9 protein-coding genes are annotated in these 13,728 nt (G+C 61.8%); 2 read left to right on the top strand and 7 right to left on the bottom strand.

The window, feature by feature from the left end; genetic code table 11:
• Positions 1 to 16: 16 nt before the first annotated feature.
• Entirely contained in the window at positions 17 to 1,717 is a 1,701-nt protein-coding gene (locus AC19YS_RS13675) for a glutamine--tRNA ligase/YqeY domain fusion protein (protein WP_500601978.1), read from the bottom strand.
• Positions 1,718 to 1,967: 250 nt separating this feature from the next.
• Between AC19YS_RS13675 and AC19YS_RS13670 the strand changes: the two genes are divergently transcribed.
• Together AC19YS_RS13670 and lpxH are read left to right on the top strand one after the other, a co-directional pair.
• Positions 1,968 to 2,471, top strand: a complete 504-nt coding sequence (locus AC19YS_RS13670) for a peptidylprolyl isomerase (protein WP_106578797.1) — start codon at positions 1,968 to 1,970, stop codon at positions 2,469 to 2,471.
• Positions 2,468 to 3,217 (top strand): UDP-2,3-diacylglucosamine diphosphatase, encoded by a 750-nt coding sequence (gene lpxH / locus AC19YS_RS13665; protein ID WP_119739833.1) that lies wholly within the window; start codon positions 2,468 to 2,470, stop codon positions 3,215 to 3,217. The genes AC19YS_RS13670 and lpxH overlap by 4 nt, the downstream gene beginning before the upstream one ends.
• A 154-nt stretch (positions 3,218 to 3,371) precedes the next feature.
• Here the strand turns inward: lpxH and AC19YS_RS13660 are convergent, their stop codons facing one another.
• From AC19YS_RS13660 to AC19YS_RS13635, 6 genes are all read right to left on the bottom strand, one after another.
• Positions 3,372 to 4,901 (bottom strand): DHA2 family efflux MFS transporter permease subunit, encoded by a 1,530-nt coding sequence (locus AC19YS_RS13660; RefSeq protein WP_500601975.1) that lies wholly within the window; start codon positions 4,899 to 4,901, stop codon positions 3,372 to 3,374.
• Positions 4,901 to 6,124: an HlyD family secretion protein gene (locus AC19YS_RS13655; RefSeq protein ID WP_500601973.1), complete on the bottom strand. Its 1,224-nt coding sequence runs from the start codon at positions 6,122 to 6,124 to the stop codon at positions 4,901 to 4,903. Before AC19YS_RS13655 ends, AC19YS_RS13660 begins: the two co-directional genes overlap by 1 nt.
• 15 nt (positions 6,125 to 6,139) lie before the next feature.
• On the bottom strand, positions 6,140 to 7,591 hold the full coding sequence (locus AC19YS_RS13650; protein WP_119739829.1) for an efflux transporter outer membrane subunit: 1,452 nt from the start codon (positions 7,589 to 7,591) through the stop codon (positions 6,140 to 6,142).
• Positions 7,588 to 8,061, bottom strand: a complete 474-nt coding sequence (locus tag AC19YS_RS13645) for a MarR family winged helix-turn-helix transcriptional regulator (RefSeq protein WP_106578802.1) — start codon at positions 8,059 to 8,061, stop codon at positions 7,588 to 7,590. The genes AC19YS_RS13650 and AC19YS_RS13645 overlap by 4 nt, the downstream gene beginning before the upstream one ends.
• A gap of 236 nt (positions 8,062 to 8,297) precedes the next feature.
• Positions 8,298 to 11,984: a translocation/assembly module TamB domain-containing protein gene (locus AC19YS_RS13640; protein WP_500601972.1), complete on the bottom strand. Its 3,687-nt coding sequence runs from the start codon at positions 11,982 to 11,984 to the stop codon at positions 8,298 to 8,300.
• A complete protein-coding gene (locus AC19YS_RS13635) occupies positions 11,984 to 13,711 on the bottom strand; it encodes an autotransporter assembly complex protein TamA (protein WP_106578804.1) in 1,728 nt (575 codons plus the stop codon). The genes AC19YS_RS13640 and AC19YS_RS13635 overlap by 1 nt, the downstream gene beginning before the upstream one ends.
• Positions 13,712 to 13,728 lie beyond the last annotated feature (17 nt).

Below are 13,728 nucleotides of genomic sequence, written 5' to 3'. Positions count from 1 at the left end.
GCCGCTCACGGCTGCATCACTGGCCCCACGAATCACGCAGGGTCACGGTACGGTTGAATACCGGCTGACCAGGTTTCGAGTCCTTGATATCTGCGCAGAAGTAACCTTCGCGCTCAAACTGGAAACGGTCTTCCGGCTGTGCGTCGCCAAGCGATGGCTCGGCACGACAACCGGTGAGCACTTGCAGGGAATCAGGGTTGATGTTGTCCAGGAAGCTCGCGCTGTCTTCTGCCTTTTCAGGGTTCGGCGAACGGAACAGACGATCGTACAAACGTACTTCGCATTCGATGCTGGCAGCCGCCGGCACCCAGTGGACCACGCCTTTGACCTTACGGCCTTCCGGGTTCTTGCCCAGGGTTTCGGGGTCGTAGGAGCAACGCAGTTCGACGATGTTGCCATCGGCGTCCTTGATCGCTTCATCGGCGCGGATCACGTAGCTGCCGCGCAGACGCACTTCGCCATTCGGCTCCAGGCGCTTGTAGCCTTTTGGCGGCTCTTCCATGAAGTCATCGCGGTCGATGTAGATTTCGCGGGCGAACGGCAGCTTGCGCACGCCGAGTTCTTCTTTTTGCGGATGACGCGGCAGTTCGAGGTTGTCGACCTTGTCTTCCGGGTAGTTGGTAATCACCACTTTCAACGGACGCAGCACGCACATGGCGCGCGGTGCGTTGGCGTCGAGGTCCTGACGGATGCTGAACTCGAGCATGCCGTAGTCGACCACGCCGTCGGAGCGGTTGGTGCCAACCATCTCGCAGAAATTACGGATCGACGCCGGGGTATAACCGCGACGACGGAAGCCCGACAGCGTCGACATGCGCGGGTCGTCCCAGCCATGCACGTGCTTTTCATCAACCAGTTGCTTGAGCTTGCGCTTGCTGGTGATGGTGTAGTTCAGGTTCAGGCGGCTGAATTCGTACTGACGCGGGTGCGCCGGCACCGGCAGGCTGTCGAGGAACCACTCGTACAGCGGGCGATGGCTTTCGAACTCCAGGGTGCAGATCGAGTGGGTGATGCCTTCGATGGCGTCCGACTGACCGTGGGTGAAGTCGTAGTTCGGGTAGATGCACCACTTGTCACCGGTCTGGTGGTGATGGGCGTGGCGGATGCGGTACATGATCGGGTCGCGCAGGTTCATGTTCGGCGAGGCCATGTCGATCTTGGCGCGCAGCACGCGGGCGCCGTCCGGGAACTCGCCGGCGCGCATGCGGTTGAACCAGTCCAGGTTCTCTTCGACCGAACGGTCGCGGAACGGGCTGTTCTTGCCCGGTTCGGTCAGGGTGCCACGGTATTCCTTGGCTTGCTCCGGGGTCAGGTCGTCTACGTAGGCCTTGCCGGCCTTGATCAACTCGACGGCCCAGTCGAACAACTGGTCGAAATACTTGGAGGCATAGCGCACTTCACCGGACCATTCGAAGCCCAGCCACTTGATGTCGCTTTCGATGGCGTCGATGTATTCCTGGTCTTCCTTGGCCGGGTTGGTGTCGTCGAAACGCAGGTGCGTGACGCCACCGAACTCCTGGGCCAGGCCGAAGTTCACACAGATCGACTTGGCGTGGCCGATGTGCAGGTAACCGTTGGGCTCAGGCGGGAAACGGGTGACGATCTGCGTGTGCTTGCCCGAATCCAGGTCCGCCTGGATGATCGGGCGCAGGAAATTGACCGGGACGGCAGGTCCGGCCTTGGAATTCGAGGTAGGGTCGACAGTGGGCTTGCTCATAGGATCCTTGAACAGACGAAGTGCTTGGCCAGAAGTAGGGCCGATAAAACAAAGGGCTTATGATAGCCGAAGCTGTCAAGCCGCTGACAGAGCGTGGTCGAAAACTGCTGCATTTAATGCATCGGCGGTAAAAAACCACCTCGAAATTCCTGCAGGTCACGCTAAACTGCGCGCCTTGGCTTCTGTTTAGCCAATCAGGTGAGGCGCTCAGGCGTCCAAACCCACGAATTCCCTGAAAAGAGTAGTGAACATGACTCAAGTCAAATTGACCACCAACCACGGTGACATCGTCATCGAGCTGAACGCCGAGAAAGCGCCGATCACCGTCGCCAACTTCATCGAATACGTTAAAGCCGGCCACTACGAAAACACCGTTTTCCACCGTGTCATCGGTAACTTCATGGTCCAGGGCGGCGGTTTCGAGCCTGGCATGAAAGAAAAGAAAGACAAGCGCCCAAGCATCCAGAACGAAGCGGACAACGGCCTTTCCAACGACAAGTACACCGTCGCCATGGCCCGTACCATGGAGCCGCATTCGGCCTCCGCGCAGTTCTTCATCAACGTCGCCGACAACGCCTTCCTGAACCACAGCGGCAAGAACGTGCAGGGTTGGGGCTACGCGGTATTCGGTAAAGTGACCGAAGGCCAGGACGTCGTCGACAAGATCAAAGCCGTGCAGACCACCGGCAAAGCCGGTCACCAGGACGTTCCGGTAGAAGACGTTATCGTCGAGAAAGCCGAGATCGTTGGGTGATACTGCTGATTTCAGATTTGCATCTGGAAGAGGAGCGCCCGGACATCACCCGGGCGTTTCTGGCTTTGCTCCACGGCCGCGCCCGTGGCGCCCAGGCGTTGTACATTCTGGGCGACTTCTTTGAAGCCTGGATTGGCGACGATGGGATGACACCTTTCCAGCGCTCGATTTGCGCAGCATTGCGTGAGCTGAGCGACAGCGGCACCCCGATTTTCATCATGCACGGCAACCGCGATTTCCTGATCGGCAAGGCGTTCTGCAAAGCCGCAGGTGCCACCTTGCTCAAGGACCCGAGTGTCGTGCAGCTCTACGGTGAGCCTGTGCTGTTGATGCACGGCGACAGCCTGTGCACCCGCGACGTTGGCTACATGAAGCTGCGGCGCATCCTGCGTAACCCGATTGTGCTGTTTATCCTGCGGCACCTGCCATTGCGCACCCGCCACAAGCTGGCGCGCAAGCTGCGCAGTGAAAGCCGCGCGCAGACACGCATGAAAGCCAACGACATTGTCGATGTGACGCCCGAGGAAGTGCCGCGGGTGATGCAGCAGTTTGGCGTGCGCACCCTGGTCCACGGCCATACGCACCGCCCGGCAATCCATAAGTTGCAGATTGGTGATCAGGCGGCCAAGCGCATTGTGCTGGGGGATTGGGACAAGCAGGGCTGGGCGTTGCAGGTGGACGAGCAAGGGTTTGCGCTGGCGGCATTTGACTTCGTTAATCCGCAGCTGGCGCTGCCTGGCGCCTGATTCTCAGACACCACCGACCCAATGTGAACAGAGATCCAAATGTGGGAGCGGGCTTGCTCGCGAAGGCGGCGTGTCAGTCAACTCAAGTATCGACTGAACCACCGCCTTCGCGAGCAAGCCCGCTCCCACCTTTTTGACCGCGTACAACCTCGAATCAGTGCCCCGAAGCCTCCGGCCCGGCCTTCGCCGCAAACGGTGGTTTCGCCAGCCACACAATCACGATCAAGCCCATGAACATCCACCCCAGCAGCGTGAAGTAATCCACGGTGGACATCATGTACGCCTGGCTGGTGAGGATCTGGTCCAGCTGCGCATAGGCCTTGTGCCCTGCCCCGCCGAGTGCCTGCAAGGCGTCACGGGTGGCCGAGTCGTAGGTGGTCATGTTCTCGCTCATGTAGGCATGGTGCTGGTCCGCCCGGCGAATCCAGATCCAGGTGGTCAGCGAGGCCGCAAAACTGCCGCCCAGGGTCCGCAGGAAGGTCGCCAGGCCCGCGCCGTCGGCGATTTGCGCCGGCGGCAGGTCGGACATCAGGATGCTCAAGGTCGGCATGAAGAACAGCGCCACGCCAATGCCCATGAACAGCTGCACCAGGGCGATGTGCGTGAAGTCGACTTCATTGGTAAAGCCGGCACGCATGAAGCAACTCAGGCCAATCGCCAGGAACGCCAGCCCGGCCAGCAAACGCAGGTCGAACTTGTTCGCATACTTGCCCACGAACGGCGACATCAACACCGGCAGAATCCCGATCGGCGCCACCGCCAGGCCCGCCCAGGTGGCGGTGTAGCCCATCTGGGTTTGCAGCCATTGCGGCAGGATCAGGTTGATGCCGAAGAACCCTGCATAACCCAGCACCAGCACAATGGTGCCGATGCGGAAGTTGCGGTAGGCAAACAACCGCAGGTTGACCACCGGGTGCTTGTCGGTCATTTCCCAGATGACGAACACCGCCAGAGCTATCGCCGAAATCACGGCACCGATGATGATGAAGTTGGATTCGAACCAGTCCAGGTCATTGCCCTTGTCGAGGATGATCTGCAACGCGCCGACACCGACGATCAGGCTCAGCAGCCCGACGTAATCCATCGGCTGGTAACTGGTGACCACCGGACGTTTCTTCAACTGCGAACGCACCACCAGCACCGCAAAGATGCCGATGGGTACGTTGATAAAGAAGATCCACGGCCAGCTGTAGCTGTCGGTAATCCAGCCGCCAAGGATCGGGCCGGCAATCGGCGCCACCACCGTGACCATCGCCAGCAGCGCCAGGGCCATGCCGCGCCTCGCCGGCGGGTAGACCGCGATCAGCAACGTTTGAGTCATCGGGTACAGCGGCCCAGCCACCAGGCCCTGCAGCACCCGAAAGCCGATCAGCTCAGGCATCGAGGTGGAAATACCGCAGAGGAACGAGGCCAGCACAAACAGGATGGTCGCCCACAAAAACAGCTTCACCTCGCCAAAGCGCCGGCTCAACCAGCCGGTCAGCGGCAAGGCAATCGCGTTGCTCACCGCAAACGAGGTGATCACCCAGGTGCCCTGCTCCGAACTCACGCCGAGGTTGCCGGAAATGGTCGGCAAGGCCACGTTGGCGATCGTGGTGTCGAGCACCTGCATAAAGGTCGCCAGCGACAGGCCAATAGTGGCCATCAACAGGCTGGGTGGCGTGAACGAGGCGTTATTGCTCATCAGCGTTGCACAGCCTTGGGCGCGGCGAGGCTGTTGTCATGGATCAGCTGAGTGATCATGGCATCGGCTTCGGCCAATTGGCGGTCATACACGTTGGTGGTGAACGAGGCCTTTTGCGGCGCCTGTTGCGCCAGTACCGGGCCGCTCTTGTCGTGCAGGTCCACGTTGACCACGGTGCTCAAGCCCACACGCAGCGGGTGCTTGGCCAGCTCGTCGGCGTTGATGTGAATACGCACGGGCACCCGTTGCACGATCTTGATCCAGTTACCGGTGGCGTTCTGCGCCGGCAGCAAGGCAAACGCGCTGCCGGTACCGGCGCCCAGGCTGTCCACGGTGCCGCTGTACTTCACGTCACTGCCGTAGATATCCGACTCGATGTCCACCGGCTGGCCAATACGCATATCGCGCAGCTGGGTTTCCTTGAAGTTGGCGTCGATCCACAACTGGTTCAGCGGGATCACCGCCATCAACGCGGTACCCGGCTGCACGCGCTGACCCAATTGCACCGTGCGCTTGGCCACATAGCCGGTTACGGGTGCAATCAAGGTGCTGCGGGCGTTGGTCAAGTACGCCTGGCGCAGTTGCGCGGCGGCGGCCTGCACGTCCGGGTGGGACGAAATCACCGTGTCGTCCACCAGCGCGCTGGAGGTCTTGAACTGTTGCTGCACGTTGGCCAGGGCGCTTTGCGCCGAGGTCAGGTCGTCACGGGCGTGGGACAGTTCTTCCTGAGAGATCGCGCCGCCGGCGGCTAGGTTCTTACGACGGTTGTAATTGTCCTGGGCCTTTTGCACGTTGGCTTGCTGCGCCAGCACCTGGGCTTTCATGCCATCAACGTTGCTGTACAAACCCCGCACCTGGCGCACGGTGCGCGCGAGGTTGGCCTTGGCACTTTGCAGGCCGACAGCGGCGTCATTGGGGTCGAAGTTGATCAGCACCTGGCCTTCGTGGACCAGGTCGCCGTCGTCGGCGCCGATGCTGACCACGGTGCCGGTGACCAGCGGGGTGATTTCCACCACGTTGCCGTTCACATAGGCATCGTCGGTGCTCTCGTTGAAGCGCCCGTAAAGCTCATACCAGGCCCACACGCCAATCACACCGAGAATCACGATCAGCGCCAGGCCGATCAGCATGATTTTGCGTTTGCGTGGGTTGCTGTCTTTCTGCTGCTCTTTAGGCTGCTCTTTGGGTTGCTCTGTTGCGTTGTTGCTTTCGGCAGTGGCCATGACAAATACCTCAAATTATTCCGTGCGTGTAGCTGGGGTGGTTACGGCCACGTTATCGGCGTTGTACCCGCCACCCAGGGCTTGCATCAATTGAATCGACAGATCGATCTGCGCAGCATTCAAGGCCGCCAACTGACGCTGGGCCTGCAGCAATTGCTGCTCGATGCTGAGTACATCCAGGTAATTCCCGATCCCCGAGCTGTAGCGCTGAACCCCGGTGTCGTAGGACTGCTGGGCAATGTCCGCGGCGTGTTGCTGCGCCTGGATCTGCCGACCGGTATCGCGCAATTGCGAAAGGGTGTTGCCAATATCGCCCAGGGCTTGCACCAGGGTTTTGTTGTACTGGGCCACCGCCAGGTCGTAATCGGCGTCGCGGGCATCGAGGTCGGCGCGCAGGCGGCCACCGTCGAAGATCGGCAACGAGATTGTCGGCGCAATGCTGAAGAAACGGCTGGCCGAGCCAAACATCGCGTCGCCCAACAACGACTCGGCCCCGGCGCTCGCGCTCAGGTTGAGGTTGGGGTAGAAGCGGGTCTTGCTCGCGGCGACGTTCTTGCTCGCCGCCTCGACGCGCCAACGGGCGGCGATCAAGTCCGGGCGACGGCCCAGCAACTCGGCCGGCAGCACAGAAGGCACGGCAACGGCGCTGGGTTTGAGCACGTTCGGGCGGGTCAGCTCGCTGCCACGGTCGGGGCCTTTGCCAAGCAATACGGCCAGGGCAATCTTGGCGCTTTGCAGCTGTTTTTCTGCATCGATCAGTTGCGACTCAGAGCTGGCTTCCAGGCTTTCGGTCTGCTGGTACTGGTACTGGCTGTCGATGCCGGAACTCAGGCGGCGCTTGCTCAGGTCGAGCATCTGGCGGGTGCGCTTGAGGTCGTCGGCGGCCAGGTCTCGCACGATGTGCGCCTGGCCCAGGTCGCTGTAGGCCTTGGCCACGTTGGCGGCCAGGGTCAGGCGCGCGGCTTGCTGATCGACCTCGGCGGCACGCGCCTGGCCCAACGCAGCTTCCCAGGCGGCGCGCTGGCCACCCCACAGGTCAAAGTTGTAGTTGAAGCTGGCGCCGATGTTACGCACGGTGGCGTAGGCATCGCCCTGCCCCAGCGGGTCCTGATCCTTGGCCAGACGCGAACGGCTCACGCCGGCGCTGGCATCCAGGGTCGGCATGCGGGCGGCATCGGCGGCGTAGGCAGCGGCCTGCGCTTGGTGGGCACGGGCGCTGGCGACTTGCATGTCAGGACTGTTTTGCAGGGCTTCATGGATCAAGCCGTCCAACTGCGGGTCGCCGAGACTCTTCCACCAATCGGCCGTCGGCCAAGCGGCGCTGGACAAGGTCACGCCACTGAGGGACTTGCCGGTTTGCAACGTGTTGGCGTCGAGGCGTTGGCCCTGGGTGTCGAGGCCGCTGAAGTTGGCACAACCGGCCATGCTCATCGCCACCAGCACCAGGCTAAGTGCGCGTGTGTTCATTGATTACCTACCCGCTGGATGACGATGGCGTCACCGGCAGCTACCAGAATTTTCGTGAGGATTTTTTCCAGGGTTTGCAACTCGCCGGGCTGCAGGGCGCCGGCCAGCTCATTCATCGACTGCGCGCCGATGTGCGGCAGCATGTCTGCCAGGCGCTGGCCATCTTCGGTCAGTACCAACTGCACCTGGCGCCGGTCCTGCTCGGAACGCTTGCGCGCCAGCAGGCCCTTTTGCTCCAGGCGGTCGAGCATGCGGGTCATGGAGCCGCTGTCCAGCGACAGGTTGCGACACAGCTCGGCGGGCGTGTCGACCTCATACTGGGCAATGATGATCAACACCTTGAACTGCGCGGCGGTGACGCCATGCGGTTCCATATGCGTGTCGATAATGCGGTCCTTGAGCAGCGCGGCGCGGCCCAGCAACAGGCCGAGGTGGCAGTTGCGAAAGCTGTCAGGGGTGAAATGGGTCATCGAAAGTCACCTTATTACTGCCTAGGCAGTGAATGTATGACAAGATGTTACTGCTTAGGCAGCGAATGTCAAATGGAATTATTAGCTTGCTTGCTAATTGACCGACAGGTGGGCTGCACCGCAAACAAATGTGGGAGCAGGCTTACCTGCAATGCCGGTCTGTCAGTCAATAAATCATCGACTGATGGACCGCCATCGCCGGCAAGCCAGCTCCCACCCTATTTGTGCGTGAAGGTTTAGAAATCGCGCTTGTAGAAGATATCCAGTGAACTGGCCACGCCACTGGCCACTTCCAGGTACACCTTCTTGCTCAGCAGGTAGCGCAAGGCAATCGTACTGGCCGGTTCGAACACCCCGACCCCATACCGCAGGCTGAGTTTTTCGGTGATCTTGCCGCTGGCCACCACGGCGGTGTTATTGCCGGTGCCCTGGGTGTCGAGGTCGAAGTCCTGAATGCCCAGCTGGTTGGCGATATCCGAGGTGACCCCGGCGCTGCCCATCAACCCCAACCCCAGGGCGGCCTCGGCCAGCATATTGTTGTCTTCGCCGGTGTTGTTGCGCGAACGCCCCAGCACCAGGTACGAGAGCGCATCCTCCTGAGGCATGGTCGGCTCGGAGAAGATCTGCGTGGTCGGCTGCTCGGCGCTGCCGCTCAAGCGAATACCGGCCGTCACCGTTCTGGACGGTTCGGTAACGACGCGCACGGCCTCGACATCCAGGAACGGTTGGTCCAGTGGCCCTGCAAACAACAACCGCGCGCGGCGCACGTCAAGCCGCTGCCCGTAGGCACGGTAGCGGCCGTCGTTGAGCCACAGCTCGCCACGGGTGTCCATGTTGTCGCCGATGTGCACATGGCCCTGCACTTTGGCGGTGAGCCCGAAGCCCGCAAAGTTGAGCTGGTCTTCGCCCACCACCACGTCGATGTCCATGGCCATCGCCATCGGCGGCTTGCCCTGCGCGGTCTGGCTGCCGACGATCACCGTGTCATCGGAGACCTTGACGGTGGACGGCGGCAACTCACGCACAGTGATGTCGCCACGCGGGATATGCACCTTGCCGGCAATCGCCAGCTTGTCGTTTTTCAGGCTGATTTTCAGGTCCGGCGCCACTTCCAGCTTGGCGTAAGGCTCAACCGTGACCGGCAGTTGCGCGCCTTGCAGGCTGAGGTCCACCACCAGCGCCTGGCCCCAGTCGATCTGCCCCTTGAGGCTGCCCTGCCCGGCCTTGCCGCTGCGCCACGCGCCATTCAACTGCACGCTTTCGCCGGCAATCAGCGCCTGCACGTTCAAGCCTTCGAGGCTGATCGGCAACTCGGGCCCGGAGACTTCACCGCCCACCAGATTCACGTTGCCGTTGACCTGCGGTGCCAGCAAACCACCGGAGATACGCCCGTTGCCGTTGAGCTTGCCGGTGAGTTTGTCCACCATCGGCACAAACGGTCGGGCCACGGCGAGGTCCAGGCCGTTGAGGCTGAAATTACCGGTGATCGGCTTGTTGTTGGGCAGCGGGTTGATCTGCGCCTGCACCAGCAACTCACCGAGCTTGCCGCCGCGGAAGGTCAGCTGAGTGTCGATGCGTTTGGGGTTAAGGGTGGTTTCCAGCTTCAGGGTGTCGTAGGGGAAATCCACCCACTGGGCCTTGTCCTTGACGCGCAGCGTGCCACCGCTGGCATCCACCGCGATCACGCCTTTAGGGCCGCTGGCGGGCAGGTCGAGCTGCACGTCGGCGTTGAGCTTGCCTTGCCAGGCGAAATCCTTGGGCAGGAAGGCAGCCAGGCTGTCGATGGGGAATTGCTTGAGGTGGTAACGCAACTTCGGCTCAGGCATCAGGCGCTGATCTTCACCGCACAGGCTGGCAGGGCCGGACACCCAGCAATGCGCCGCAAAGGTCAGCTTGCCGTCCGCCAGGCGTTCGATCCTGGCCGGGGCTTGCAGCTTCCAGTCCTGGCCACCGGCTTGAACGTCACCGCTGGCCAGGCGCCCGCGCCAGTTACCTTTGTCGAGGTCGCCATCGAGTGCCAGGCCCAGCTTGACGAGCGGCCCGGCCAGGTCCAGCTGGACTTTCTGGCGCTTGATATCACCTTGAGCGCTGGCGGTCAGGGTGCCGACCTGGGTGTCACCGGCCTGGATGCCACTGCCCTTGAGGTCGATCTTCGCGCGCTGGGCGTTGTCGAGCGTGGCGTCCAGGGTGAGGTTTTGCAGTTGATTGTCGGCGAACGCCAGTTGCTGGCCTTTAAGGTCGAGTTTGCCTTGCGGCGCCTGCAACGTACCGGCCACATCGACACGCCCGTTAATCTGCCCGCGCAGTTGCGGCCACAGCTGGGCCAGGCGCGTCAGCTTGATATCGATCTGCCCGGCCACACGTTGCTGCAGGCTGCCGCTACCGTTGATGCGGTTATCACCCAGGCGAATGTCAAGGTTGGCCAGGGTCCATTGCTCGCCTGCGCCTTGCGCCTTGGCGGCCAGCACGGCAGTCTGCCCGCGCAAGCGGCCCTTGAGGTCGAGGTCGGCGTTGAGCTTGAGTTGTTCATGTTTGAACTCGCCCTTGCTGCGCAGCGGCCCGGCCAACGTGCCCGGCAGCTCCGCGACCCAGTACGCCGGGTTCAGCGCCGACAGGTCCAGCGCGGTGTCCCAGGCAATGCCGTCGGCAAACTGCAGACTCAGGTGGCCTTCAGCCTTGCCTTGGCCGGCTGTCAATTTCAGTTCGGGCAGGAAGAGTTGCTTGAGGTCGCCACTGAACGGCGTGACCACATTGAATTTGCCCGCCGGGCCGTCGAGGTCGGCCTTGAGGTTGCCGAGGTAATTGCCGTCTTTGTAGGAAATCTCGCCGTTGAGCGTATGCAGCGCGAACTGCGGCTCATCAATCAATGGGTAGAGGCGGTGCCAGGGAAAATCCAGCCAATCGATCCTGGCGTCGGCGCTGAAGCCCTGTTGCCAGTCCAGATTGGCGCTGAGCTTGAGGCTTTGCTGGTCGCCCGCATTCAAATCCAGGCCGGCGATCTGCGCGCCCTTGGCGTCAACCTTGCCCTGCAGCAGCAGGTCCACCGGGCCTTTTTCCGCTGGTAGCACGGCCTTGCCCAGCAGTTGATAACCGCTGCTCAGGTCGCCCTTGGCGGTGAGGTCCAGTTGATTGAGTTGCAGGGTGTCGGGCAAGTCGGCGCTGGGTTTGAAGCCGTCGGCGCTGATGTGCAATTGCGCGGGCAGGTTCTCCACCAAAGGTTGCAGCTCACCGCTGAGTTTGGCGGGCAGGTAGCCACTGCTGTCGGCGTCGAGCTTGAGGGTCTTGAGCAAGTCTCCGTCGACCTTGAGCGCAACCTTCCACGGCGCGCCGCCGGGCGCGTACGGCAGGCTCAGGTTGCCCGTGGCGCTCAGCGGCCAGTTGCCGGTCGGTTGCAGCAGACCCGCCAGGTCCAGCACCAGGTCGTCGCGTTGCAGGTGCACCGAGTCGATCTGCAGGCCCGCGGCGGTCCAGTGCGCCGCGAGCTGCAAGCCCTTGAGCTCTTCGCTGCCATTGAACAGCAGGCTACCGACGCGTACGTCGCCCAACTGGATCGCCACCGGCAGTTTCAACTCCGGCAGCTGGATCGGCCCGCTGCTGCTGTCATCGGTACTGGGTGGAAATTGCAGGCTGACCTGTTCCACGTCCAACTGGTTGATGCACAGGGTCATGCGCAGCAGGCATGCTGGCGACCAGTCGAACTTCGCCGCATTCAGCTCGACCCGGCTGGTGTCTTGCTGCCACAACAGGTGGTCGACACGCCATTGGCCACCCAAATGCCCCTGGAAACTCTCCACCGTCAATCCCGGCACCTGGCTCAAGGCCCAGCGGCTGCCCGCTTGGCTGCCGAGTACCGCCCACAGTGCCAGTAACACCACGGCGAAGACTGCCACGATGGCCAGCCCCGCTATTTTCAAACCACGCATCACAGCTCAGGCCCCATGGAAAAGTGCAAACGAATGCCGCCCGGATCTTCCAGGGCATGGGCCAGGTCGAGGCGAATCGGGCCGACCGGCGACACCCAGCGCACGCCCACCCCCACACCGGTTTTCAGGCTCGGCATGTCCAGGCTGTTGAAGGAGTTGCCTTGGTCGACAAAGGTCGCAATCCGCCATTTTTCGGCGATGGAATATTGATATTCGGCACTCAACGCCACCATGTAGCGGCCGCCGATGCGGTCACCGCGATCGTTTTCGGGTGACAACGTCTGGTACTCGTAGCCACGCACGCTCTGGTCACCACCGGCAAAAAAGCGCAGCGACGGCGGCACCGATTTATAGCCATTGGTGGCACTGCCGCCAAACTGCGCGCGGCCGAGAAAGCGGTGGTTGTCCCACAAGGTGGTCAAGCCCTTGATGGTGGCAGTCCCGTAAAGCAGGTTAGTGTCGGAACCCAGGCCTTCCTTGGCGACCTTGGCGTCGAACATCAGGCGATAGCCATTGTGCGGATCGATGCGGTTGTCGCTGCGCAGGTAGGAATAATTGATCCCCGGCATCACCAGGTTACTCAGGCCCGAGTCGTTGCCCAGGCGGTATTCTTCGCGCTGGTATTTGAGCGAGATGACCCGCGTCCAGCCGCTGGGCAATTTGCTGTGCCATTCAGGGCCCAGGGTGAGCAATTTACTCAGGGTGTCGGTATTGGCGATTTCTTCATTCTGGTAGCCGCCGGCAAACCGCAGCTTGTCGGTAAGCGGCGGGTCCAGCGGGATGTCGTACCACAGGCCGACGTTCTGACGCGGCGCCGACAGCTCGGCTTCCCAGCCATAACTGTGACCTTGTGGGTTGACCCAGTGACGCGTCCAGTTGGCTTTGCCGCGCGGGCCGACGTCAGTCGAGTAACCCAGGCCCAGGCCCATGGTGCGCGGCTTGCGGGTGTCCAGTTGCACCGCCACCGGGATCACATCGTTGGCCGAGGCGGCGGGGCTTGCGTCTACGCGCACAGCTTCGAAAAAGCCACTCGCCTGCAGGTTCTGGTTGAGTTCGGCGATCAGCTCGGAGTCGTAAGGGTCGCCGCTTTTGAACGGCACCATGCGTTGCAGCAGGTCTTCATCAAACGGCGTGTCGCCGGCAAAACTGACCTTGCCCATGCTGTAGCGTGGGCCGCTGTCGTAGATGAGTTCGATATCGGCGACGCCGGCTTTGGGGTCAACCGAGAGTTTCTGGCTGGTAAAGCGCCCGCTGAAAAAGCCGTAGCGCGAGGCCTGGTTCTGGATCAGACGCTTGGCGTCTTCGTAGTGGCCGTGATTGAGCACGGCACCGGATTTGAGGTCGCTGCTGTCGGGCACGCGAAAAGCCTTGAGGCTCGCGGCCTGGCCGTCAACCCGAAGGGTCACGTTGCGCAGATGCACCGGCTCGCCGGGGTCGATGGTGAGGATCAGGCGTGGATTCTTGCCGCCTTTTACATCACTGACGATTTGTGGCTGATAGTAGCCCAGCGCCTGGGCAGCCTTGCGGGCCTGCTCTTCGGCGCCGCGGCTGAACCGCAACAGGGCTTCTTCATCACGATCGCCTACCCCGCCGATATAGCCTTCGATGTTGGCTTTCAACGCGTCGTTTGTAGGCTTGATCCGCACGTCCAATTCGCTTTGCGCCAAGGCGCCGCAGCTTGTGAACAGCAGAATCAAGCCGCTGGTAAATCTTCCTGGAAGCTTCATAGGCGCGGATGCTACAC

Source organism: Pseudomonas sp. MF08831, assembly GCF_059862645.1.
Note: the sequence above shows the minus strand (reverse complement) of the source record. Positions and strands in the feature narration are given on the sequence as shown.